Below are 23,777 nucleotides of genomic sequence, written 5' to 3'. Positions count from 1 at the left end.
ATCACTCGGGCTCTCTGTCAGTTGGCACATCCTCGGGATGCTGCCAGAAATCATAAAAATTAAACCAGTCATGCGGCGCCAGCAGGCTGTAGTGCTCAAGCCGCTGTGCATAACTGTCGACGATATTCTGCAAACTTTGTTGCCGGGTCGCGCGGGGCAGCAGCAGCGGGTCGGCAAAAGATTCGAAATACACATGTAGCTTATGCTGTTGCACAATGCCAAACATTAGAAATACGGGCACTCGCAGCGCAGCAGCCAGAATAAAGGGTCCCTGCGGGAAGGCGGCAGGAGCGCCTAGAAATTCGCTATAAATCAGGCGCTGTGAACCACTCCGATGATAGCCACTGGCAGAGGTGCGATCGCCGACGATCGCCACCCATTCGCCGCGATCGAGCTTTTCTTTCAGCATAATGGCAACTTCAGGCCCCATGTTAGTGACCTGAATAAGATTGACGTTGGCCTGAGGATTGACCTCTTTCATCACCTGATTGAATCTTTCAGCGTGCTGGGTAAACACCAGGGCGTTCACTTTCACGTTGTTATTCAACTCACCGAGTGCACGACAGGACTCGATGTCACCGAGATGGGAGCCAATAATCAGCGTGCCCTTGCCGCTGGCAATTTGTACCTCGCAACGCACGCTATCGACCAGCACGGCGTCTCTTCCCAACAGAGTATCGCCTTGCCAGGTGGCAAGTTTACTCAGCATGGCATCGCCGAAACGCATAAAATGACGAAAACTGTTTAATGAATAAGGCAGCGCGATATGCCTGGCCTCGGCAACCTGAGCAAGTCGAGTGAGGTAGTTTTGAGAAGCGCGGCGCTGTCGCCGTCCAGTCAACCAAAAATAGCCAATCACCGGATAGAGCAATAGTTGAAAGGCACGACGCCCGAGCATGTGATAAATGCGCAGCATCAGTCGAATGCCCCACAGCCCCCTGCGCTCACTGGTTTTTGACCAATGGGGATCGGGGCTGGCATTTTTTTTCATACGCAGAAGTTTGGGAATGCGCGGCAACATGCCTAAAAAAAGCCGCGTGTGCATCCACGAAATGCGTAAATTGTCTTTGATCGCGTCAAAGTGCGAAAGCCCGTCTACGGGGTAAATCACGCGGGTATCGATAAAACGGCTGTGCGTCCCCTGCCAGTAAAGTCGCACCATGATTTCAGTGTCGAAATCCATGCGCTCGCCAATAGCGTTTTGCTGCATGACGGCCAAAGAAGCCCTCAATGGATAGACGCGAAAACCACACATGCTGTCTTTTAATGAAAACGAGAGTGTTTCTATCCAGACCCAAAAATGGGTGACATAACGGCCATACAAGCGCGACTTGGGTACGGAACTGTCATATACCGGTTTACCGGAAATAAGGCTTTCAGGAAAGGCTTCGGCCTCTTTAAGCAAGGCAGGAACGTCCGCCAACTGATGCTGCCCATCGGCATCAACCTGCAGAGCATGGCTATAACCCTGTTGTTGCGCATATTTCATCGCCGCCATTACTGCCGCACCCTTGCCGCGATTCTCAGGCAAACGCTGCAGGGAAACCCAGGGATACTGCTGCGCCAGCCGCTTAAGCTGGTCTTGTGTCTTACTTTCGCTGCCGTCATCCACCACGATACAGGGTAGACCAAACGGCGCGAGTCGCGACAGAACGCTGGCCATCATTGCCCCGTGGTTAAAACAGGGAATGATGATGCACGGGCAAAAAGCCTGGTTCAGCATAGGTTTATCTTTCCGCTGCTGGCCTGACGGTCGCCGACCTGGTAATTAAACGTGAGCTTGTTTTTTTCTGCCAACCAGTGAAGTGTCAAGGTGACCCGCTGCTCAGGCAGTAGCGGTTGCTGAAATTTCAGCACGTCAAATCCAGCAAATTCACCGGCAAGCGCCAGCTCTTGCCGAGCATATTCCATAACCCAGTGAAGCTGGGTAACGCCGGGTAAAATAGGTTGGCCGGGAAAATGTCCCTGAAACCAGAAAAGCTCCGCAGGCAGCATGAGTTCGAGCGTGACGCCGGTGTCAGTATTGTGTTTATTAAGCACTTTTGGCTGCATCATAAAAAGAGTTCCTTTAGTTCGGCGTACGCCCGCTTACCCTGTTGGTTAAGTGGGATTTCGGGCAGAAATCGCCAAAATCGCGGCAATGCCACGGCTGCCAACCACGGACGTAAAGACTGTCGCAATGCCAGCGTGACGGCGCTGTGAGATTGCTGCTGCCACTGCTGCCGCGCACTGGCGCTTAATACCACGACAGCGGCGATGTAAGGCCGACCGTTTTTTTCGATAGCGATCACACAGGCATCGTCAATGGTGGGTAATTGGCATAGGCGGTGTTCAATTTCGCTTAAAGACAGTCGCTGTTCGGCAATTTTAACAATGCGGTCTTTGCGCCCTAGTAAATGAAACTCACGTCCGTTGACGGCAAGCTCAATATTATCACTGAGCTCAATGCCTTCTGGGTGCAGGATTAATTCTGAAAAGACGCGTACCCGATTTTCTGGCTCAAGGCTAAGATTGACGCCGTCGAACAGCGTCCAGGGCGTCCCTTCATGCTGCTGCTGACGACTGGCGATAATACTGGTTTCAGTGGTGCCATAAATATCCGTGGGATACACGCCGCAGAGTTGATGCACTCTTGCAGCCTCTTTCGCCGCAAGCGGTCCACCGGCCGAAAAAATCTGCACGCTGCTAATTTTGTTAAGGCGGTCGTCCAAACGCTGCAGAAAAGTTGGACTGCTGACCAGTGCCAAGGAAAACTGATTGGCCATAAATACCAACTGCTCGTGAACCTCAAGACTGCTTGAATAAAGCGGCAACCCCAATCCCAACGGCAGCATAAAGCGGAACGTCAGACCATACATATGCTGCGCTGAAACGGTAGCGACAAAGCGCGCGCCCTGCAGCTGTTTGCCCCAGCGTTGCGCAAGCCACTGGCTTTCAGTCTGCAAACTGGCCACGCTTTTAATGGTTTTTTGCGGCTTTCCGGTTGAACCCGAAGTGAATAACACCAGGGAAGCATCGCGAGGAAATACGGGCAGCTCGCAGGTATCGACCTGTTCGTCAACTAAAATGGCCTCGGGGAGCATTAACGTAGGGCATTGCAGTTTCAACGCACAGTCAGTCAGCAGAGCATCAAACTCTGGCTGTTGCTCTTCAAGCTGCGTCTGCCGTTGATGTCCCGGTAGCACGGGCAATTTGTTGCAGTAAAGCACTGCCAGCAGGGCAACGGCAAAATAGTAACTGTCGTTGAAGCATAGCGCCCAGCGATAGGGAGATTGCTGCTGCAGTTGGGTAATCAACACAGAGACGTCGCGGCGAAAGTCACTTTGACGCCACTCTTGGGTACGGCTCCAGGCTATCAGGCGATCTTCACCTGCAATGGGGGTCAGCCATTCTTCCATCGGTAATACTAACCGCGCTGGAGTGTTTTTCTGACTGTCCATTCAATACCCATTAGTAAACCCATCAGCAGATAACTGATCCCGCCGTTATATAAAGTCCAAAGTGCAATATCACCTTTCAGGCAGGTGTAAAGCGCGATGGCGCCGTTAATGATGAAGAAGGCACACCAGACCTGCGTAACACGTCGCGTGTATTTGACGGCCTGTGGCGGCAAATCGGGCTGAGAGAGTCGGGCGAGTCGCTCAACAATAGGCGGTGGAGAAATCAGTGAATAACCAAACAGCAGCAGCAACAGGCCGTTCACCGCCACGGGATAATAAAGCAGCATTTGCGTTTCGTGCAGCAGCCAGCTTTCGGAGGCAAATATCACGCCGGCAATCGCCACGATTCGGCCAAGTGCCGTAAGCTGGCTGATTTTCCCACGGAACGTCAGCAGTCTGAGAACAAACACCCCCACTAAAACGGGTGCCAGAATGCCAATTCCCCAACTTTTGAGGCCCAGCCACACGGCAAGAGGATAAATGATGATGGTCACGACCATCAATGCGTGCAAAATGGCAGTCAGTCGTGAAGCGCGAGATTGACGACGTTCGACCATCGTCCGGCTACTGCTGTTCTGAATTGAGTAATTCGTCGATCGCGTCAACGACGTCCTGAACCGTTTTCACAGACTTGAACATTTCAGGCTTTATCTTTCTGCCGGTTGTTTTCTGCAAATGCACGACCAAATCGACGGCGTCGATACTGTCTAGATCAAGGTCTTCATACAGTCGCGATTCTGGTGTGATATCGCTCGCATCAAGCTCAAATAGTTTGACCAAAAGGTCGGTAATTTGCTGATAAATCTCAAGCTTTTGCATAAAATCTTCTCAAAAGGCATTGTTATTGTTAGATAACTATTTTTTTTGTTCCGTAATAAACTTGGCGAGAGTTTTTACCGAATAAAAATGTTGACGCATTTCGTCGCTTTCTGCAGAAAGCACAACGCCATATTTATTTTTTAAAGCCAGCCCTAACTCCAGTGCGTCGATAGAGTCGAGACCTAAACCTTCACCAAAAAGTGCATCATGAGTGTCAATCTCTTCTGGCGTCATCCCTTCAAGGTTGAGAGTGTCGATGATCAGAACTTTAATTTCGTTACTTAATGGATCCATTACTTATTTCTCGTTATTTTTCAACATTAGCTCAGAACGCAGGTGATGAGTCAGACGTCTTGCTGCCATCGCAGGCGAGGCGTCATTTGCTTCAATAAAATCCTGGGTCACAATCTTGCTTTTAACTTTGATAATAAACAAAGGCTTAGAGGGTGGAATATTATACCATCGGCCCTGCTTTGTTAGCATTGGCGGATAGCAAGAGATATAAACCACGCGAATATCACAGCCAGTTCTCAGTGCGATGTTGGCAGCACCACGCTGTAAAGTAATCTCTTTTCCCAAAGTAGATCGAGTCCCTTCAGGAAAAATAAGAATAGTCCCGCCGCCTTTTAGCCGTTCTTCACAAGCACTGAGCAGAGTTTCAGATTCTGTGTTAATCAGATAGCCCGCAGACTTGATGACGCCGCGCACAAAAGGGTTTTTCAGCAGCGCCTGCTTCACAATGCAGTCACAACGCGGCATACAAGAGGCGAGTAACACATAATCGAGCAGACTGGGATGGTTCGCGACAACCAGACAACCTTTGTCCTGCTTAAAAAGTTCCGCCCCTTCTATTCGATAATCCAGTACGCCGACTAGCCGTAATAAATTCAGGAACAAGCGAAAACTGTTTTTTATACTGTTTAGCGTAATAGAATGAAGTCGCTTAGGATCACGTATAAACAGTCGCAATAGGTTAAACCAGATAAGCGAAAGTACCAGTCCTCCTAATCCGAAAAATGCAAAAAATATTCCGGTCGCAAACCATCGCCACAGGCGGTTTAACAGGTTGGCACGTTGCATTTTATCATTTCCAGTTTTTAATCTGTACGCTGCCACTGCCATTGCCCCGTCTCGTTCCCGATACAGAATGCTTCGTTTTTCAGTAAAAAATTTCGTAAAAAAATCAGGCTTTGCGGCATTAAATTAATATGTTTTTCAGCATTTCGCTGACACGTAAACTGATCCCCCAGAGACAATATAAGCGCAACGCAGTAGGGTGAATAATCTTCACTGCAGGCATCGTCATAAGGTGCAGGAACAATACCGTCGAAATCAATCAGCAACACTTTTTCAACGCCCTCGACCGACAGCATGGCACGCGCTTCAATCATGCCCTGCTGAAAGCTGTCTTTTCCCGCCGTTAGAGATGTCACGGGAAGCGTATTTTTCGCAGCAATAGTCATCCATCCTGCTGCGGTGTTGTGTACGGACATTGAAAAGTCTGTCGGCGAAACTTGTTGTTCTTGTGCCAAGGCCTGAAGAATTTTATAGGTTCTCTCAAGCTCACCGTGTCGACTGATAAATACCGCCCTATCAATTCGATGCTTTTCCAATAGCGCTAGCGCAGCCTCAACTGCCAAGCGGCTAACGGGGCTCATTCTTCGAGCTGACATCATCGGTATGCGCTGGCTTTTTTCAACCTCACCTTCAAACCTACTTCCGGCAGGCTGTGATGCCCACTGACACCAGGCCTCTGAAGTACTCACGCCCGGCGCTATTGCATGCCAATCAAGTACAGCTAATGAGTAGTTCATTTTCTTCGAGCTCTCGGAAATTTATTCGGTGAGATCAGACTCTATTAGATTTTGTACTCGGTTGCATCTGCAATTACGAATTGTCCTAGCCAAATGAGCAACTGAATATGATCTTAACAGGTTCTAAACTAAAAAATATCGACGCGTCATTAATTAAAAAATAATTAATAAGAAAAATAAGTTTAAGACGACTTTATTTTTTCACTGCACGACCGAACACAACATTATTCTTAATAAGATGAATAAAGAGACATTCAACAAATAAACGTTCCTGCTCAGCATATTATTAGGTACTTTGGATATAGGGAGTTCGGGTTGATATCCTTACGACAATTGTCTATTAAATCATCAAAAAGGCTGTTCAATGAAATTTTCCATGCTTCTTCTTCCTGTTCTAGTCTGCACAACTTTACTCACAGGGTGCATTAATCACACGGCACCAATCCGCAACGTTAGCGAAGCTATTTCAACCACTCACACGTCAGAGCAGGTCAAAAAAGCCATACTTGTCGCTGGTGCTCAACGTGGTTGGCAGATGACTGCACCTCAAAACGGGCTCATTCTAGCGACCTTAACACCGCGTAATCACGTTGCTAAAGTAAAAATCACCTACACAGCTATTAATTACAATATTCAGTATGTAAGCAGTGAAAATCTTAATGCAGAAGGCGGGAAGATCCATAAGAACTACAATCGCTGGGTAGCTAATCTGGATCAAGATATCAAAGCTCAGCTAAATGTCGTCGATCAGCGATAAACTCGGCCTCTTTTAAGCGTATTTCCACCGAGGAATACGCTTAAAATGCTAAATACCCAATACTTAAATGCAAAAAACCCTGAATCTTTCGATTCAGGGTTATGCAATAAGTGGCGGAACGGACGGGGCTCGAACCCGCGACCCCCTGCGTGACAGGCAGGTATTCTAACCAACTGAACTACCGCTCCACCGGTTCTTTCACTCACCTCAGACAATCGGTCTGAGATCAGTTTGTTCCTTATGTTTTTCCTTGTCAGGGGAAAAAGGAACTAAATTGATGCCTGGCAGTTCCCTACTCTCGCATGGGGAGACCCCACACTACCATCGGCGCTACGGCGTTTCACTTCTGAGTTCGGCATGGGGTCAGGTGGGACCACCGCGCTACTGCCGCCAGGCAAATCTTGGTGCATGAAACGAATCTTTTGCCCTGCTGCTGCGTTGGCCGCCTTCGCGTAATTCTGTCACATACCTATGTATGCTCCCTCATTACACTCTGTTGCCGCCTGGCTTCAGCGCAAAATCTTTCGTTCCCGCGAATACTTTATCTGGAACCCGCTGAAAAATTTACTTAAGTCTTTTGTGTCTCTCTAAAACACCTTCGGTGTTGTAAGGTTAAGCCTCTCGGGTCATTAGTACTGGTTAGCTCAATGCATCGCTGCACTTACACACCCAGCCTATCAACGTCTTAGTCTTAAACGTCCCTTCAGGGGACTCGAAGTCCCAGGGAAGACTCATCTCGAGGCAAGTTTCGCGCTTAGATGCTTTCAGCGCTTATCTTTTCCGCATTTAGCTACCGGGCAATGCCATTGGCATGACAACCCGAACACCAGTGATGCGTCCACTCCGGTCCTCTCGTACTAGGAGCAGCCCCTCTCAATCTTCCAACGCCCACGGCAGATAGGGACCGAACTGTCTCACGACGTTCTAAACCCAGCTCGCGTACCACTTTAAACGGCGAACAGCCGTACCCTTGGGACCTACTTCAGCCCCAGGATGTGATGAGCCGACATCGAGGTGCCAAACACCGCCGTCGATATGAACTCTTGGGCGGTATCAGCCTGTTATCCCCGGAGTACCTTTTATCCGTTGAGCGATGGCCCTTCCATTCAGAACCACCGGATCACTATGACCTACTTTCGTACCTGCTCGAGCCGTCACTCTCGCAGTCAAGCTAGCTTATGCCATTGCACTAACCTCACGATGTCCGACCGTGATTAGCTAACCTTCGTGCTCCTCCGTTACTCTTTAGGAGGAGACCGCCCCAGTCAAACTACCCACCAGACACTGTCCTCACCCCGGATTACGGGGCCGAGTTAGAACATCAAACATTAAAGGGTGGTATTTCAAGGTTGGCTCCACGCAGACTGGCGTCCACGCTTCAAAGCCTCCCACCTATCCTACACATCAAGGCTCAATGTTCAGTGTCAAGCTATAGTAAAGGTTCACGGGGTCTTTCCGTCTTGCCGCGGGTACACTGCATCTTCACAGCGAGTTCAATTTCACTGAGTCTCGGGTGGAGACAGCCTGGCCATCATTACGCCATTCGTGCAGGTCGGAACTTACCCGACAAGGAATTTCGCTACCTTAGGACCGTTATAGTTACGGCCGCCGTTTACCGGGGCTTCGATCAAGAGCTTCTCCTTGCGGATAACCCCATCAATTAACCTTCCGGCACCGGGCAGGCGTCACACCGTATACGTCCACTTTCGTGTTTGCACAGTGCTGTGTTTTTATTAAACAGTTGCAGCCAGCTGGTATCTTCGACTGTCTTCAGCTCGGGAAGCAAGTTCCTCCACCTAGCGACAGCGTGCCTTCTCCCGAAGTTACGGCACCATTTTGCCTAGTTCCTTCACCCGAGTTCTCTCAAGCGCCTGAGTATTCTCTACCTGACCACCTGTGTCGGTTTGGGGTACGATTTAATGTTACCTGATGCTTAGAGGCTTTTCCTGGAAGTGCGGCATCAACTACTTCACCACCGTAGTGGCTCGTCATCACGCCTCAGGGTTGATATGCAACCGGATTTACCAAGTCACACCCCCTACACGCTTAAACCGGGACAACCGTCGCCCGGCTAGCCTAGCCCTCTCCGTCCCCCCTTCGCAGTAACACCAAGTACAGGAATATTAACCTGTTTCCCATCGACTACGCCTTTCGGCCTCGCCTTAGGGGTCGACTCACCCTGCCCCGATTAACGTTGGACAGGAACCCTTGGTCTTCCGGCGTGCGGGTTTTTCACCCGCATTATCGTTACTTATGTCAGCATTCGCACTTCTGATACCTCCAGCAGCCCTCACAGACCACCTTCAACGGCTTACAGAACGCTCCCCTACCCAACAACGCCTAAGCGTCGCTGCCGCAGCTTCGGTGCATGGTTTAGCCCCGTTACATCTTCCGCGCAGGCCGACTCGACCAGTGAGCTATTACGCTTTCTTTAAATGATGGCTGCTTCTAAGCCAACATCCTGGCTGTCTATGCCTTCCCACATCGTTTCCCACTTAACCATGACTTTGGGACCTTAGCTGGCGGTCTGGGTTGTTTCCCTCTTCACGACGGACGTTAGCACCCGCCGTGTGTCTCCCGTGATAACATTCTTCGGTATTCGTAGTTTGCATCGAGTTGGTAATCCGGGATGGACCCCTAGTCGAAACAGTGCTCTACCCCCGAAGATGAGTTCACGAGGCGCTACCTAAATAGCTTTCGGGGAGAACCAGCTATCTCCCGGTTTGATTGGCCTTTCACCCCCAGCCACAAGTCATCCGCTAATTTTTCAACATTAGTCGGTTCGGTCCTCCAGTTAGTGTTACCCAACCTTCAACCTGCCCATGGCTAGATCACCGGGTTTCGGGTCTATACCTTGCAACTTGACGCCCAGTTAAGACTCGGTTTCCCTACGGCTCCCCTATACGGTTAACCTTGCTACAAAATATAAGTCGCTGACCCATTATACAAAAGGTACGCAGTCACCCAACAAAGTAGGCTCCCACTGCTTGTACGTACACGGTTTCAGGTTCTATTTCACTCCCCTCGCCGGGGTTCTTTTCGCCTTTCCCTCACGGTACTGGTTCACTATCGGTCAGTCAGGAGTATTTAGCCTTGGAGGATGGTCCCCCCATATTCAGACAGGATGTCACGTGTCCCGCCCTACTCATCGAACTCACAGCCTATGCATTTTTGTGTACGGGACTATCACCCTATACTGTGCGACCTTCCAGACGCTTCCACTAACACATAAACTGATTCAGGTTCTGGGCTGTTCCCCGTTCGCTCGCCGCTACTGGGGGAATCTCGGTTGATTTCTTTTCCTCGGGGTACTTAGATGTTTCAGTTCCCCCGGTTCGCCTCGCATGGCTATGTATTCACCATGCGATAATGTGACGTATCACATTGGGTTTCCCCATTCGGGTATCGTCGGGTATAACGGTTCATATCACCTTACCGACGCTTTTCGCAGATTAGCACGCCCTTCATCGCCTCTGACTGCCTAGGCATCCACCGTGTACGCTTAGTCGCTTAACCTCACAACCCGAAGGTGTCTTGCGACGCCCGTTCGTGCTGCGATTATTTGAGAGACTCTAATACAGGTGCGCATAACTCAGTACTTCTACGGAGAGTTATGTTCAGCTGTATCGTTTCAATTTTTCAGCTTGTTCCAGATTGTTAAAGAGCAAAATACTTCGCAGCATACTGTTTCCAATATACTCTGAAGTATTAATGTGACCCGTATGGATATGGTGGAGCTAAGCGGGATCGAACCGCTGACCTCCTGCGTGCAAGGCAGGCGCTCTCCCAGCTGAGCTATAGCCCCATACAGTCACTTACAGATACCTTTATATGTCCCACCCTAAAAAGAGTTTCAATTCTTACTCAGGCAAGGCGTGGCTTCGCGAAGCATAGTGTTTTCTATGCGAGTGAAGTCATAACGCAGCATGAGAAAGAATTTGGTAGGCCTGAGTGGACTTGAACCACCGACCTCACCCTTATCAGGGGTGCGCTCTAACCACCTGAGCTACAAGCCTATAAAGGTATTTCTGCTCGTTACTATTTCATCAGACAATCTGTGTGGACACTGCACAATGCGTATCTTTAGGTAAGGAGGTGATCCAACCGCAGGTTCCCCTACGGTTACCTTGTTACGACTTCACCCCAGTCATGAATCACAAAGTGGTAAGCGCCCTCCCGAAGGTTAAGCTACCTACTTCTTTTGCAACCCACTCCCATGGTGTGACGGGCGGTGTGTACAAGGCCCGGGAACGTATTCACCGTAGCATTCTGATCTACGATTACTAGCGATTCCGACTTCATGGAGTCGAGTTGCAGACTCCAATCCGGACTACGACATACTTTATGAGGTCCGCTTGCTCTCGCGAGTTCGCTTCTCTTTGTATATGCCATTGTAGCACGTGTGTAGCCCTACTCGTAAGGGCCATGATGACTTGACGTCATCCCCACCTTCCTCCGGTTTATCACCGGCAGTCTCCTTTGAGTTCCCACCATTACGTGCTGGCAACAAAGGATAAGGGTTGCGCTCGTTGCGGGACTTAACCCAACATTTCACAACACGAGCTGACGACAGCCATGCAGCACCTGTCTCACGGTTCCCGAAGGCACTAAGCTATCTCTAGCGAATTCCGTGGATGTCAAGAGTAGGTAAGGTTCTTCGCGTTGCATCGAATTAAACCACATGCTCCACCGCTTGTGCGGGCCCCCGTCAATTCATTTGAGTTTTAACCTTGCGGCCGTACTCCCCAGGCGGTCGACTTAACGCGTTAGCTCCGGAAGCCACGCCTCAAGGGCACAACCTCCAAGTCGACATCGTTTACAGCGTGGACTACCAGGGTATCTAATCCTGTTTGCTCCCCACGCTTTCGCACCTGAGCGTCAGTCTTTGTCCAGGGGGCCGCCTTCGCCACCGGTATTCCTCCAGATCTCTACGCATTTCACCGCTACACCTGGAATTCTACCCCCCTCTACAAGACTCTAGCTTGCCAGTTTCAAATGCAGTTCCCAAGTTAAGCTCGGGGATTTCACATCTGACTTAACAAACCGCCTGCGTGCGCTTTACGCCCAGTAATTCCGATTAACGCTTGCACCCTCCGTATTACCGCGGCTGCTGGCACGGAGTTAGCCGGTGCTTCTTCTGCGAGTAACGTCAATCGTTGCAGCTATTAACTGCAACGCCTTCCTCCTCGCTGAAAGTGCTTTACAACCCTAAGGCCTTCTTCACACACGCGGCATGGCTGCATCAGGCTTGCGCCCATTGTGCAATATTCCCCACTGCTGCCTCCCGTAGGAGTCTGGACCGTGTCTCAGTTCCAGTGTGGCTGGTCATCCTCTCAGACCAGCTAGGGATCGTCGCCTAGGTGAGCCATTACCTCACCTACTAGCTAATCCCATCTGGGCACATCCGATGGCGTGAGGCCCGAAGGTCCCCCACTTTGGTCTTGCGACATCATGCGGTATTAGCTACCGTTTCCAGTAGTTATCCCCCTCCATCAGGCAGTTTCCCAGACATTACTCACCCGTCCGCCGCTCGTCACCCAGAGAGCAAGCTCTCCCGTGCTACCGCTCGACTTGCATGTGTTAGGCCTGCCGCCAGCGTTCAATCTGAGCCATGATCAAACTCTTCAATTAAAAGTTCGATTTGCTGAAACAAGTTCAGCGATGCTCAAAGTTACTTCACATCATTCATAATGAATTACTGCTTGGTCACTCTAAGACTTGGCATTGCTGCCTTGATATTCTGTTGCCACCGAAGTGGCTGATATCGTCTTGTGAGTGCCCACACAGATTGTCTGATAAATTGTTAAAGAGCAGTGAGTTACGCGCTTTCGCTTGCTAACTCGAGGTGGCGTATACTACGCTTTCCTCATTTAATGTCAACCGATTATTTCATCAATCAACATCATTATTAATTCTTCCCGACTCGTTCACACCGCGTTGCTGCTGCGTTGTTCCCTGTCGTTGGAGCGGCATTATAGGGAGCTGAGCGGGAATGGCAAGCGAATAAATACAGTTTTATTTCGTTTGCCTATTTTTCATTCTCGGTGCTTTATTTTAAGCCGTTTTTAATAGCTGCAGGCAACTGTGTCAAACTGTCGAGAACCTTGTCTGCCAAGGCTTCTCCCTCTTCGGTGACCGGTTTGCCACTTTTAACCAAGATTTTGGTTCCTACGCCCGCATTAATCGCAGCCTGCATGTCTTCGAGTTTATCGCCTACCATATAAGAAGCGGCCATATCGATATTCAGCTCTTCTTTCGCAGTAAGGAACATCCCAGGCTGCGGCTTACGGCAGTCACATACCTGCTTGTACTCTTCTACTATTGCTTCAGGATGGTGAGGACAGAAATAGATGCCGTCCAAATCGACGCCGCGATCGGCCAGCGACCAGTCCATCCACTCAGTGAGAGTGAAGAATTGATCCTCGGTGAACTTTCCACGGGCAATGCCCGACTGGTTTGTCACGAGGACTAAGGCAAAGCCCATTTCTTTCAGTTTAAGGCAGGCTTCTATGGTGCCTTCAATAAACTCGAAGTCGTCTATTTCATGAACATAGCCATGATCGACATTAAGGGTACCGTCGCGGTCTAAAAATATTGCTGGAACAGTTTGTGCCACGTATTTGCTCCTGATGGCGGGTTGATGTCCAAGTATCGCATGTTTTAGGGGGTGGTGAGAATGCTATCTGGTTGACTTAGCCGTCTAGACGCCTTAGCATCCACGCCATGTTCTGGAATGAGTTCCAGAGGGTTACTTTTTGTACGTCACAGCTGTAAAAGCGACATAAGATAAATATGATTAAACTTTCCAACATTACCAAAGTGTTCAAACAGGGTCAGCGCAACATCACTGCCCTGTCGGACGTGAGCCTTCACGTGCCTGCCGGACAAATTTATGGTGTCATCGGTGCCTCCGGTGCGGGTAAAAGTACGCTGATTCGCTGCGTTAACCTGCTTGAGCGCCCAACAGAAGGTAAAGTGCTGGTCGATGGCCAAGACCTGACGGCATTTTCAGAGAAAGAGCTGACCCGCGCACGTCGCCAAATTGGCATGATCTTCCAACACTTTAACCTGTTGTCATCACGCACCGTGTTTGGCAACGTGGCGCTGCCTTTAGAGCTCGACAACCTTTCTTCCAATCAAATCAAACAGCGCGTCAACGAGTTGTTAAAGTTGGTCGGTCTGGAAGACAAACAGGATGCCTATCCGGCGAACCTCTCTGGCGGACAAAAGCAGCGCGTTGCTATTGCCCGTGCGCTGGCCAGCAACCCGAAAGTGTTGTTGTGCGATGAAGCCACCAGCGCATTGGATCCGGCAACGACCCGCTCAATCCTCGAACTGTTAAAAGACATCAACCGTCGTCTGGGCCTGACTATTCTCCTTATCACCCATGAAATGGACGTGGTTAAGCGCATCTGCGATCAGGTTGCGGTTATCAGCAACGGCCAACTGATTGAACAAGACAAAGTGAGCGAGATGTTTTCACACCCGAAAACACCGCTGGCTCAACAGTTTATTCAATCGACGCTGCATTTGGACATTCCCGATGATTATGCGCTGCGCATGAAGCCGGAACAGTCCGCCAATAGCGTACCTTTATTACGTCTGGAATTTACCGGTCAGTCGGTAGATGCTCCTCTACTCTCACAGGCTGTGCGTCAGTTCAACATTAACAACAATATTATCAGCGCGCAGATGGACTATGCCGGCGGGGTGAAGTTCGGCATTATGCTGACCGAAATGCACGGTAGCGTTGAAGAAACACAGGCAGCGATTCAATTCCTGCACGAAAATCAAGTTAAGGTAGAGGTGCTCGGTTATGTCTGAGGCAATGATGTGGTTACTTGGCCGGGGCATTTGGGAAACCGTAATAATGACGCTGACCTCCGGCTTTTTTGGCTTTGCACTTGGCCTGCCGTTTGGCGTACTGCTTTATGTGACTCGTCCGGGGCAGATTGCAGAGAACAAGAGTCTCTATCGGACCCTGTCTGCGCTGGTGAACATCTTCCGTTCTATTCCTTTTATTATACTGCTGGTGTGGATGATCCCGTTTACACGCATTATCGTCGGAACCTCAATCGGTTTGCAGGCGGCTATCGTTCCACTGACCGTGGGCGCTGCGCCGTTTATTGCCCGCATGGTTGAGAATGCGATGCTGGAAATTCCAAGCGGATTAGTCGAGGCCGCGCGCGCAATGGGTGCAACGCCAATGCAGATCATTCGTAAAGTTCTGCTGCCTGAAGCGCTGCCGGGATTAGTTAACGCTGCCACTATTACGCTCATCACTCTGGTGGGATACTCCGCAATGGGCGGTGCCGTTGGTGCCGGTGGTCTGGGGCAGATTGGCTATCAGTACGGCTATATCGGCTACAATGCCACGGTAATGAATACTGTATTAATATTGTTGGTTGTACTGGTGTACCTGATTCAACTCTGCGGCGATCGCATTGTTAAAGCAGTGACCCATAAGTAAAAAACAAAACGGCGGCAGGGCTCCACGCCGCCCATAATTAATCTCGACATAAAATGTATAGAGGATAGGACATGTCCATCAAATTTAAATCTCTTGCCGTAGCGGGTGTACTTCTGGGAACGCTGGCCGTAGCAGGTTGTGGTCCGAAGAAAGAAGATCCAAACCATATTAAAGTGGGTGTTATCGTCGGCGCTGAGCAGCAGGTAGCCGAAGTTGCCGCTAAAGTAGCGAAAGAAAAATACGGTCTTGACGTTGAGCTGGTCACTTTTAACGATTACGTACTGCCTAACGAAGCGTTGAGTAAAGGTGATATCGACGTTAACGCCTTCCAGCACAAACCTTATCTGGATCAGCAAATCAAAGACCGCGGCTACAAGCTGGTCTCTGTGGGCAATACCTTTGTTTACCCGATTGCTGGCTACTCCAAGAAAATCAAATCTATTAGCGAACTGAAAGACGGCGACCAGATTGCACTGCCAAACGATCCTACCAACCTGGGTCGTTCACTGCTGCTGCTGCAAAAAGAAGGTCTGATTAAACTGAAAGACGGTGTAGGTCTGCTGCCAACCGTACTGGACGTGACCGAGAATCCAAAAAATCTGAAACTGGTTGAACTGGAAGCACCTCAGCTGCCACGTTCATTGGATGACAACAAGATTGCTTTGGCGGTGATCAACACCACTTATGCAAGCCAGATTGGCCTGACGCCGGCTAAAGATGGCATCTTCGTAGAAGACAAAAACTCACCTTATGTGAACATGATTGTTGCTCGTGAAGATAATAAAGACGCTGAAAACGTGCAGAAGTTTGTGAAAGCCTACCAGTCTGATGAAGTTTACCAGGCCGCGAACAAAGTGTTCAATGGCGGTGCGGTTAAAGGCTGGTAATCAGTCACTGTCTAAATATATTGTTTATTACATAATATATTGTCAAGGCGGGCTTATGCCCGCCTTGTTATTTGCTCAATACCTTGCTTCAATACCGCCTCTTTCTTTCAATATTAATGTACCCATAGCATTCAAAATGCGGATAGGTTGCAGCCTTACTAACTTCCGAGCGTTTAATAAACCAATAACGGCAGAATGAGGAAGCAAAAATTCCCGTATTTTCATCAATAATGGGTATAGAGCAGAGGACATATCATGCGTGCTTTACCTCTATGTTTGTTAGCCCTTTTGCTAGCTGGATGTTCCGCGACTCACAAAACGCAGCCCATCGTTAACGAACGTCCCATCATAGAACAGCCTAAACCTGTTAAGCCAAAACCAGCGCCCCGTCCTGCGACGGTAAAACTTTATAAAAATGCAGAAGCGCTTGTCGGTACGCCTTTCCGCGATCTGGGTGAAGTGTCGGGTGAGTCTTGCCAGGTTAGCGCACAAGACGCTCAACCAAGCATGTCAAACGCGCGCAGAAGAATGCTTTCTCACGCCTCAAACATGAAGGCTAATGCGGTGCTCCTGCATCAGTGCCAGATAATTTCAGGCGTTGCGGGTTGTAATCAACAGGCCGTTTGCCAAGGCTCGGCGCTTAACGTCAGCTTTAAATGACCGCGTTTACCTTCAATGAAATAGGGAGGATCCACTCTCCCTATAAAGAGAAGTTTGCCGTTCCTCGTCAACCGGGACTGGTGGAAGACGGCGGCGGTGAATTGCACCTGCTGCCGCCCTACAATCAGGCCGAGGCCGTTCGTGGCCTGGAAGCCTTCAGTCATCTCTGGGTAATGTTTATATTTCATCAAACCATGGAAGGCGGTTGGCGCCCAACCGTACGCCCGCCAAGATTGGGCGGCAATGCGCGCGTCGGCGTCTTCGCCACCCGCTCTACCTTCCGACCTAATCCGCTCGGCATGTCTTTGGTTGAACTAAAAGGGATACGTTGCCAGGGCAAAGAGGTGATTTTACAGCTTGGCAGCCTCGATTTAGTCGACGGTACGCCGGTGGTTGATATCAAGCCGTACCTGCCTTTTGCCGAAAGCCAACCACAGGCGGTGGCAGGATTTGCGCAAGAGGCTCCCGAGGCCGATATGCCGGTAACCTTCTCACCGCTAGCAGAAAGCCAACTGGCGGCGAATTTGGCCCGTTATCCTCATTTACGCCGTTTTATCACCCAGGTTTTAGGTCAGGACCCACGTCCGGCTTACCGTAAAGGTGAAGAACTGGCGCGTGACTATGCGGTCCACCTGCTGGAATTTAACGTCAAATGGCGGGTTATTGCCGACCAGAATCAGGTTATTTCACTCGACCCGAACTAAAATTTAGCGGTTCTCTTTTGACTCTCGTCGGTCGCTGGTAAACTAACTGACCGCAAGCTATTGCTGTGTTGAGGGTAGCGGCGGCTAATGGGTTTATGAGTGACAGGCGATAATTCGAATATTTTCACGTTCTGGCAGACCCTATTCGGTCTGCGGACGATTTGCAGTGCTAACGGAACCAACACATCATGCGTACAACACAATATCTGCTCTCCACTCTGAAGGAGACGCCAGCCGACGCCGAAGTCATCAGCCACCAGCTGATGCTGCGCGCCGGAATGATCCGCAAACTGGCCTCAGGTCTTTATACCTGGATGCCTACCGGTCTGCGTGTTCTGAAAAAAGTCGAAAACATCGTGCGCGAAGAGATGAACAACGCTTGCGCAATCGAAATCTCGATGCCCGTCGTGCAGCCCGGCGACCTGTGGCAGGAGAGTGGACGTTGGGAGCAGTACGGCCCCGAGTTGCTGCGTTTTGTTGACCGCGGTGAGCGCGCCTTCGTGCTCGGCCCTACGCATGAAGAAGTTGTTACCGATTTGATGCGCACTGAAATCAGCTCTTATAAGCAGCTGCCGCTTAACTTCTTCCAGATCCAGACCAAATTCCGTGACGAAGTGCGTCCGCGCTTTGGCGTGATGCGCTCGCGTGAATTCCTGATGAAAGACGCCTACTCTTTCCACACCACTCAGGAGTCACTGCAAGAAACCTACGACGCGATGTATGCGGCCTACAGTAAAATCTTTAGTCGCATGGGTCTTGATTTCCGCGCCGTTGAGGCAGATACCGGCTCTATCGGCGGTAGTGCATCGCACGAATTCCAGGTGCTGGCTGAAAGCGGTGAAGATGACGTTATTTTCTCTACTGAATCAGACTACGCGGCCAACATCGAAAAAGCTGAAGCCGTAGCCCCTGCGACTCCGCGCGGCCCCGCGACCGAAGCGCTGCGTATTATCGATACGCCAAACGCCAAAACCATCGCCGAGCTGGTTGAGCAATTCCAGCTGCCGGTAGAAAAAACCGTGAAAACGCTGATGGTTCACGCCACCGAAGGCAGCGCTCACGCGCTGGTTGCGCTGTTGGTTCGTGGTGACCACGAGCTGAACGAAATCAAGGCTGAAAAACTGCCGCAGGTTGCTTCACCGCTGACCTTCGCCACCGAAGCCGAAATTCGTGCGCTGGTTAACGCCGGTCCAGGCTCGCTTGGCCCAATCAATCTGGTGATGCCTGTCGTGGTTGACCGCACCGTTGCCGCCATGAGCGACTTCAGCGCTGGTGCCAATATTGACGGTAAGCACTACTTCGGCATTAACTGGGAGCGCGACCTTGCACTGCCTGAAGTGGCTGACCTGCGCAACGTGGTCGAAGGTGATGCAAGCCCAGACGGCAAAGGGACGCTGCTTATCAAGCGCGGTATCGAAGTGGGTCATATCTTCCAACTGGGCACCAAGTACTCGGAAGCCATGAAGGCCACCGTACAGGGCGAAGACGGTAAGAATCAGCTGATGACCATGGGCTGTTACGGTATTGGTGTAACGCGCGTGGTTGCCGCCGCGATTGAACAGAATCACGACGGTCGCGGCATTATCTGGCCAGACGCCATTGCGCCTTTCCAGGTGGCTATTCTGCCTATGAACATGAACAAGTCATTTCGCGTGAAAGACGCCGCCGAAGCGCTTTATCAGACTCTGCGTGCCAAAGGCATTGACGTTATTCTTGACGACCGTAAAGAGCGTCCGGGCGTGATGTTTGCCGACATGGAGCTGATTGGCGTTCCGCATCAGGTGGTGATCGGCGAGCGCAATCTCGACGCAGAAGAGCTTGAATATAAAAACCGCCGCAGCGGTGAAAAGCAGATGATTAAGCAAAGCGATATCGTTGAATATCTGCTGAGCCAGATCCCACGCTAACAAAAAAGGCCAGCGCGTAACTCGCTGGCCTTTTTATTGATTGTCGTTCTATAAAAACGCCCGCCTTTGCATACTGCATCGGCGGGCGTTTTATTTTGATCTCGGAACTTATTGGCAGTTTTTACCGGGATCCAGACTGATGTTGCTGTCGGCGACCAGCAGCTTATGACCGCGGCCGTCATCACCGCCCGGCTCAACCTGGAAGTGCCCGTCCATTGAGACAAACACCAGCTGGTCCGGTGAGTGAGGCATATTCATATAGGCCTTGTGCAGCATACTGCTGGTTGCCATTGGAATGACTTTCCCAGTAGTACAGTCGGTGAACACCACGTTATCGGCCTGATATCGCACCATACCGCTCAGCGGCATCGGCGTTTCTGGCATACGTTGTTCGGCCGGTTGCAACTGATAATGCATGGCGAGATGCGGCGTTTTCGATTGGATAGGATCGCCGTGAATATCCAGCATCTCAAGGTTATCCCCCACCGGACGGAAATAACGCTTCTCTCCGTTGGCTTCGGTTAACACCAGTTTGTCGGCAGTTCGCGCCCATTTTCCGTACTGTGCGAAGGCCTGATCCTCTTTTGGCTTAACCTGGTAAACTTCTCGCAGAATATAGGTTCCATCCTGTTGTAAAAACAGCGAGGTTTCAATTCCACTGCAGTCAGCGCAAGGCAGCACGCCTTTATAGCTCTGCTGCATCGCCTCGAAAGGCTGTTCTTGCGCAAAAATCTTGTTATGACATCCGAATAGCGATAACAGGCTGAAGGTCAGCCCCACAGTAATCATTATTTTTTTCACAGTTTTCTCCCACTGCGTTTTGATCTTTATATCGCCCTTTCTACCTTGATTAAACGGGCAGAACTAACGAATTTTGCTTCTCAGCGCTTTTGTGGCACCTTTGCGCACTTTACTTTCGACACGACGAATTTTAGACCCTCGCGTGGGTTTAGTCGCGCGCCGCGGCTTTTCTACCACCATTGCCTGACTAATTAGGGTGGATAACCGGGCTAATGCCGCCTCACGATTCTGTTCCTGACTGCGGTATTCCTGCGCCTTAATTATCACAATACCTTCTGCAGTAATTAAATGATGCTTAAACGCTAATAAACGTAGCTGGTAATACTCAGGCAGGCTCGACGCTTTAATATCAAAACGCAGGTGAATAGCGCTAGAGGTTTTATTAACATTTTGACCACCGTTCCCCTGTGCGCGTATAGCGGTGAGTTCAATTTCACCGTCGGGAATTTCGAGCCTGCCGGATAAAATTAACACCTTACTGCACCGCCTGCTTCCAGTTACCGTCTTTCCACTCCTCGAAGTGAATCTCTACGTTGTTCTGGGCATCGGAAAGCCAGATGGCATCGTCTTGCAGGGTTGCCTGCAACACCATATTACGTTGGCAAAAGGACACCAGCTGCGCCAAGAGTTCATCGTCGATGTAACGAACGCTCAGGTTGGAAAATTGGCTGACTTTATTTTGCACCTGGGACCACCAAACCTTGGCAGCTCGCTCACCATACGCGTAAAGCACCACAGTGCGCGACTGGTTACAGGCTTTTTTCAGACGCTTCTCATCCGGCAGACCCAACTCGACCCACAGCTCAATGCCGCTGTGATCGTTTTTGCGCCAGATTTCAGGCTCGTCTTCGGCACTCAGGCCGCGGGTAAAACTCAAACGTTCGTCGGCGTGGCAAATCCAGGCAAGTAGACGGAGCATCATACGCTGCTCGGTTTCCGACGGGTGCTGGGCCAGCGTGAGGTTGGCATCGTAGAAAAAATTGCGATCCATATCGGCAATATTGACTGCGGCTTTATAAATTGTTGCTTTTAACGCCATGGGAAACCTCTAAGTAATGGACGCACATTGTACTTGATATCAACATAATATAAAGCTTGGTGCCCAACCTGATAACTCACGCCGCTCTGTGCTATAGTCGTTTAATAACGGAAGTTTATCTTTTCCCAGTTAAAAGGTTTTAGCTTACTGTGGGAGAGTGAAAGAGTTTGTTCGAAAAGTTGCGTAAAGAGCCATTTCGAACAAGCTCTAGAGGAGGACCTATGCAACAATACTCTGAATTAGTACGCCGAAAGTATGCGGAGATCGGCAGTGGCGATCTCGGTTATGTGCCCGATGCATTGGGCTGTGTGCTAAAGGCATTAGACGACGTTGCGGCAAATGCCGAACTTCCGTCTTCCGTTCGAGAACAGGCGGCTTATGCCGCCGCTAACTTACTGGTGAGCGATTATGTCGATTAATGATGAGTACCAACCCATCAATTGCGATGATTACGATAATCTTGAGCTTGCCTGTCAGGACCATTTGGTTCTGACGCTGAAAATGCGTAATGGGGAGCTTGTCGAAGCCAAGGCCAAAGATCTGTTGATGCGGAAAAAAGTGGAATATCTGATTGTTGACTCGGATGGGCAACAGTTGGAATTCAGGCTTGACCACATAGAGAGCTTCAGTAATCCCAAAATTGGCACTGTGGTTGTGAGTGTAGAGTAGCTTCTACGGTCATCACCAAACGAAAAAACGTTGACGGGCAATCTTGAGATTGCCCGTTTTTCTTTGCAGATTATCCTCTAAGCCACCTTATGCATTTTAAGGCTTTTGAGCCGCATAGTATGCCGCCAAGTCATCGATATCCTGCTTTGAAAGCGCTGAGGTAAACGCCTGCATAATGCCGGCCTGCCCACCCGTCCTGCTCCCTTTCTTATAATCCTGCAATGCCAACGCCAGATAAGCTTCATTTTGTCCGGCAAGATTTGGATAAAGCGTGTTGCTGGCTTTGCCCGTCGCACCATGGCAGGCGGCACAGCTGGCAGACTTCGCTTGACCGTTGGCGATATTTCCCTCAGCCATCGCCGGCAAAGTGATACTCATCCACGCCAGAGCCAAGCCCAGTGCGCTTTTCTTTATAACATGCATCATTGCTCCCAAACCGGTTCAACCCGGCGGTAAAGTTATTCGCTTTCTGTTTTCCAAAGCAGCGTCCAGCTAGCCTCTTGTGGGCCTTGGGTCAGCGCTTCGTGGGTAATGAATAGACCAGCCGCCGCAATCGGTTTTTCATTGTAAAAAATCAGCGGAATACGCTCTCGTTCCCAAGGGGGGACGTTTAGCTCCTGCCACAGTTTTTTTATTTGCCGCGAACGGTCGCGGCCAACGATGTGCAGATCCCCGCTGGCGTGAAATCTCACACTCAGCGTCTCGTTAGCGTACGGTTTACGTACCCACTGCCCCTGCTGCGCCGAATTGTCAAGGGTAAGTGTTCCCAGACCATCAGGCAGATTCAATGGTTTATCCCCCGCCCAGTCGAGCACCGTTTCTTTAAGCGACTGCATCGGCCTTAACACGTACAACCGTTGACGAAAACGCCTGATGCTGTTTTCACCGAGGCGCAACTGCGGTCCGGCATCTTCCCGGCTAGTCGCCACTTCATCCCAGATACGCTGTAACTGATCGCGGGCGGGCATCTTAGCACCTTGCGTGGCCAACCAGCGGCGGATCAAGGCAAAGCGGCGCGGCAGAGAAAGCGGCTGCAATCCGGCAATCGACAGGCTGCCTTTTTCATCAATAAGCTGCTCAAGCTCTTCCTGCAACAGTTCGTCGAGTAAAGACTCCTGTTCGGCGCACAGGCTGGCGCTGCGGGCAGTCGCGGCGACGAAATGCGGCCAGCGCTGATAAAGTAACGGCAGCACCTCAAGGCGTAAAAAATTGCGATCGAAACGCGAGTTCTGATTGCTGTCATCTTCAACCCAGTCAAGCTGATGCAGGCGCGCATAGTCTTCAAGCTTTTCGCGCTCAACGTAAAGCAACGGTCTCAACAGCGGGTGAGCGCCAAGCATCGCACTGGCGCTCATTGACGATAATCCTGCAGGCCCGCTGCCGCGCTTTAACGCCAGCAAAAAAGTCTCACACTGATCGTTAAGGTGTTGAGCCGTAAGCAGCGTTTCACCCGCCTGCAAATTGCCGTCGAGTGCCTGATAGCGAGCGCCGCGCGCTGCCGCTTCGACTCCCCCGGCGCGAGCATCGACGGTCACGCTGAGTGCTAAAAAATCGACCTGCCAACACTCACACTGTTCACGACAGCTTTCAGTCCACCGCTGCGCGTGAGCACTTAAACCATGATTAACATGCACTGCGCGAAGCTGCAGATGCGGCATTGAGCTGGCCCTAAGCTGAACCAGCGCGTGCAGCAACACCGTGGAGTCCAGCCCCCCGCTAAAGGCAACACACAGGCGATTTTTATCGCCCAAAAGTTGGGTCAGGTGGTCAAGCAGCATCAATATTTTCCACTATGCAAAGTCGATACATC

General features: G+C 50.5%; 23 protein-coding genes, 3 tRNA genes and 3 rRNA genes. 9 read left to right on the top strand and 20 right to left on the bottom strand.

The window, feature by feature from the left end; all coding sequences use genetic code 11:
* Position 1: 1 nt before the first annotated feature.
* Genes GA565_RS05880 through GA565_RS05845 form a run of 8 tightly spaced genes read right to left on the bottom strand, consistent with a single transcriptional unit; the run spans position 2 to position 6,073 of the window.
* Positions 2–1,723, bottom strand: a complete 1,722-nt coding sequence (locus GA565_RS05880) for a glycosyltransferase (RefSeq protein ID WP_152197709.1) — start codon at positions 1,721–1,723, stop codon at positions 2–4.
* Positions 1,717–2,055, bottom strand: a complete 339-nt coding sequence (locus GA565_RS05875) for a hydroxymyristoyl-ACP dehydratase (protein ID WP_055781048.1) — start codon at positions 2,053–2,055, stop codon at positions 1,717–1,719. Before GA565_RS05875 ends, GA565_RS05880 begins: the two co-directional genes overlap by 7 nt.
* Positions 2,052–3,440: an AMP-binding protein gene (locus GA565_RS05870; RefSeq protein WP_152197708.1), complete on the bottom strand. Its 1,389-nt coding sequence runs from the start codon at positions 3,438–3,440 to the stop codon at positions 2,052–2,054. The genes GA565_RS05875 and GA565_RS05870 overlap by 4 nt, the downstream gene beginning before the upstream one ends.
* Positions 3,407–3,997 (bottom strand): hypothetical protein, encoded by a 591-nt coding sequence (locus GA565_RS05865; protein WP_152197707.1) that lies wholly within the window; start codon positions 3,995–3,997, stop codon positions 3,407–3,409. Before GA565_RS05865 ends, GA565_RS05870 begins: the two co-directional genes overlap by 34 nt.
* Positions 3,998–4,004: 7 nt before the next feature.
* The gene (locus tag GA565_RS05860; RefSeq protein ID WP_055781040.1) at positions 4,005–4,259 is read right to left on the bottom strand and encodes an acyl carrier protein; all 255 of its coding nucleotides are present in this window, start codon (positions 4,257–4,259) and stop codon (positions 4,005–4,007) included.
* A 36-nt stretch (positions 4,260–4,295) separates the two neighbouring features.
* Positions 4,296–4,553 (bottom strand): phosphopantetheine-binding protein, encoded by a 258-nt coding sequence (locus tag GA565_RS05855; RefSeq protein ID WP_055781037.1) that lies wholly within the window; start codon positions 4,551–4,553, stop codon positions 4,296–4,298.
* Between the two features lie 3 nt (positions 4,554–4,556).
* A complete protein-coding gene (locus tag GA565_RS05850) occupies positions 4,557–5,339 on the bottom strand; it encodes a 1-acyl-sn-glycerol-3-phosphate acyltransferase (protein WP_055781033.1) in 783 nt (260 codons plus the stop codon).
* Between the two features lie 17 nt (positions 5,340–5,356).
* Positions 5,357–6,073 (bottom strand): beta-ketoacyl synthase chain length factor, encoded by a 717-nt coding sequence (locus GA565_RS05845; RefSeq protein ID WP_152197706.1) that lies wholly within the window; start codon positions 6,071–6,073, stop codon positions 5,357–5,359.
* Positions 6,074–6,437: 364 nt separating this feature from the next.
* Between GA565_RS05845 and GA565_RS05840 the strand changes: the two genes are divergently transcribed.
* Complete coding sequence (locus GA565_RS05840) at positions 6,438–6,830, top strand: hypothetical protein (protein WP_055781027.1); 393 nt, start codon at positions 6,438–6,440, stop codon at positions 6,828–6,830.
* A 111-nt stretch (positions 6,831–6,941) separates the two neighbouring features.
* Here GA565_RS05840 and GA565_RS05835 read toward each other — a convergent pair.
* The 7 genes from GA565_RS05835 to gmhB form a co-directional block, all read right to left on the bottom strand.
* Positions 6,942–7,018: transfer RNA gene (locus tag GA565_RS05835), tRNA-Asp, on the bottom strand.
* Positions 7,019–7,109: 91 nt separating this feature from the next.
* A 5S ribosomal RNA gene (gene rrf / locus GA565_RS05830) occupies positions 7,110–7,225 on the bottom strand.
* A 213-nt stretch (positions 7,226–7,438) separates the two neighbouring features.
* Positions 7,439–10,346, bottom strand: a 23S ribosomal RNA gene (locus tag GA565_RS05825).
* A gap of 213 nt (positions 10,347–10,559) precedes the next feature.
* A tRNA-Ala gene (locus GA565_RS05820) sits at positions 10,560–10,635 on the bottom strand.
* Positions 10,636–10,769: 134 nt separating this feature from the next.
* Positions 10,770–10,846 (bottom strand) — tRNA-Ile (locus GA565_RS05815).
* Positions 10,847–10,918: 72 nt separating this feature from the next.
* Positions 10,919–12,461: ribosomal RNA gene (locus GA565_RS05810) — 16S ribosomal RNA — on the bottom strand.
* Together the 16S, 23S and 5S rRNA genes with 3 tRNA genes alongside form the textbook arrangement of a ribosomal RNA operon.
* A 418-nt stretch (positions 12,462–12,879) precedes the next feature.
* Positions 12,880–13,446, bottom strand: coding sequence for a D-glycero-beta-D-manno-heptose 1,7-bisphosphate 7-phosphatase (gene gmhB / locus GA565_RS05805; protein ID WP_370518021.1), 567 nt, complete (start codon positions 13,444–13,446; stop codon positions 12,880–12,882).
* Between the two features lie 176 nt (positions 13,447–13,622).
* Here gmhB and metN point away from each other — a divergent pair, with 176 nt between their 5' ends.
* From metN to proS, 6 genes are all read left to right on the top strand, one after another.
* Positions 13,623–14,654: a methionine ABC transporter ATP-binding protein MetN gene (metN, locus tag GA565_RS05800; RefSeq protein WP_152197704.1), complete on the top strand. Its 1,032-nt coding sequence runs from the start codon at positions 13,623–13,625 to the stop codon at positions 14,652–14,654.
* A complete protein-coding gene (locus GA565_RS05795; protein WP_055773148.1) occupies positions 14,647–15,300 on the top strand; it encodes a methionine ABC transporter permease MetI in 654 nt (217 codons plus the stop codon). Before metN ends, GA565_RS05795 begins: the two co-directional genes overlap by 8 nt.
* 71 nt (positions 15,301–15,371) lie before the next feature.
* The gene (locus tag GA565_RS05790; RefSeq protein WP_152197703.1) at positions 15,372–16,187 is read left to right on the top strand and encodes a MetQ/NlpA family lipoprotein; all 816 of its coding nucleotides are present in this window, start codon (positions 15,372–15,374) and stop codon (positions 16,185–16,187) included.
* A gap of 255 nt (positions 16,188–16,442) precedes the next feature.
* Entirely contained in the window at positions 16,443–16,847 is a 405-nt protein-coding gene (rcsF, locus tag GA565_RS05785) for an Rcs stress response system protein RcsF (RefSeq protein ID WP_152197702.1), read from the top strand.
* Positions 16,844–17,551, top strand: coding sequence for a tRNA (N6-threonylcarbamoyladenosine(37)-N6)-methyltransferase TrmO (gene tsaA, locus GA565_RS05780; protein ID WP_152197701.1), 708 nt, complete (start codon positions 16,844–16,846; stop codon positions 17,549–17,551). The genes rcsF and tsaA overlap by 4 nt, the downstream gene beginning before the upstream one ends.
* Positions 17,552–17,739: 188 nt before the next feature.
* Complete coding sequence (proS, locus tag GA565_RS05775) at positions 17,740–19,458, top strand: proline--tRNA ligase (RefSeq protein ID WP_152197700.1); 1,719 nt, start codon at positions 17,740–17,742, stop codon at positions 19,456–19,458.
* A 108-nt stretch (positions 19,459–19,566) separates the two neighbouring features.
* Here proS and nlpE read toward each other — a convergent pair whose 3' ends face one another.
* The 3 genes from nlpE to GA565_RS05760 all read right to left on the bottom strand — a co-directional run bounded on the left by nlpE (position 19,567) and on the right by GA565_RS05760 (position 21,298).
* A complete protein-coding gene (gene nlpE, locus GA565_RS05770; RefSeq protein ID WP_084983579.1) occupies positions 19,567–20,259 on the bottom strand; it encodes an envelope stress response activation lipoprotein NlpE in 693 nt (230 codons plus the stop codon).
* Between the two features lie 63 nt (positions 20,260–20,322).
* A complete protein-coding gene (arfB, locus tag GA565_RS05765; protein WP_152197699.1) occupies positions 20,323–20,733 on the bottom strand; it encodes an alternative ribosome rescue aminoacyl-tRNA hydrolase ArfB in 411 nt (136 codons plus the stop codon).
* Between the two features lies 1 nt (position 20,734).
* Positions 20,735–21,298 carry a YaeQ family protein gene (locus tag GA565_RS05760; RefSeq protein WP_055773128.1) on the bottom strand — a complete coding sequence of 188 codons (564 nt, stop codon included), beginning with the start codon at positions 21,296–21,298 and terminating at the stop codon, positions 20,735–20,737.
* Positions 21,299–21,519: 221 nt separating this feature from the next.
* On the opposite strand from GA565_RS05760, the gene GA565_RS05755 reads away from it, so the two are divergent.
* The gene (locus GA565_RS05755) at positions 21,520–21,717 is read left to right on the top strand and encodes a YaeP family protein (protein ID WP_055773123.1); all 198 of its coding nucleotides are present in this window, start codon (positions 21,520–21,522) and stop codon (positions 21,715–21,717) included.
* Positions 21,707–21,967 carry a Rho-binding antiterminator gene (gene rof, locus GA565_RS05750; protein ID WP_055773121.1) on the top strand — a complete coding sequence of 87 codons (261 nt, stop codon included), beginning with the start codon at positions 21,707–21,709 and terminating at the stop codon, positions 21,965–21,967. The genes GA565_RS05755 and rof overlap by 11 nt, the downstream gene beginning before the upstream one ends.
* Before the next feature lie 96 nt (positions 21,968–22,063).
* Here rof and GA565_RS05745 read toward each other — a convergent pair whose 3' ends face one another.
* Positions 22,064–22,390, bottom strand: coding sequence for a c-type cytochrome (locus tag GA565_RS05745; RefSeq protein WP_152201328.1), 327 nt, complete (start codon positions 22,388–22,390; stop codon positions 22,064–22,066).
* 35 nt (positions 22,391–22,425) lie between these two features.
* Positions 22,426–23,745, bottom strand: a complete 1,320-nt coding sequence (gene tilS, locus GA565_RS05740; RefSeq protein ID WP_152197698.1) for a tRNA lysidine(34) synthetase TilS — start codon at positions 23,743–23,745, stop codon at positions 22,426–22,428.
* Positions 23,746–23,777: the final 32 nt, after the last annotated feature.

Source organism: Rouxiella sp. S1S-2 (genome assembly GCF_009208105.1).
In the GTDB taxonomy this organism is placed as follows: domain Bacteria; phylum Pseudomonadota; class Gammaproteobacteria; order Enterobacterales; family Enterobacteriaceae; genus Rouxiella.
The sequence above is the reverse complement of the archived record's forward strand: the minus strand, read 5'-3'. Positions and strand labels throughout refer to the sequence as shown.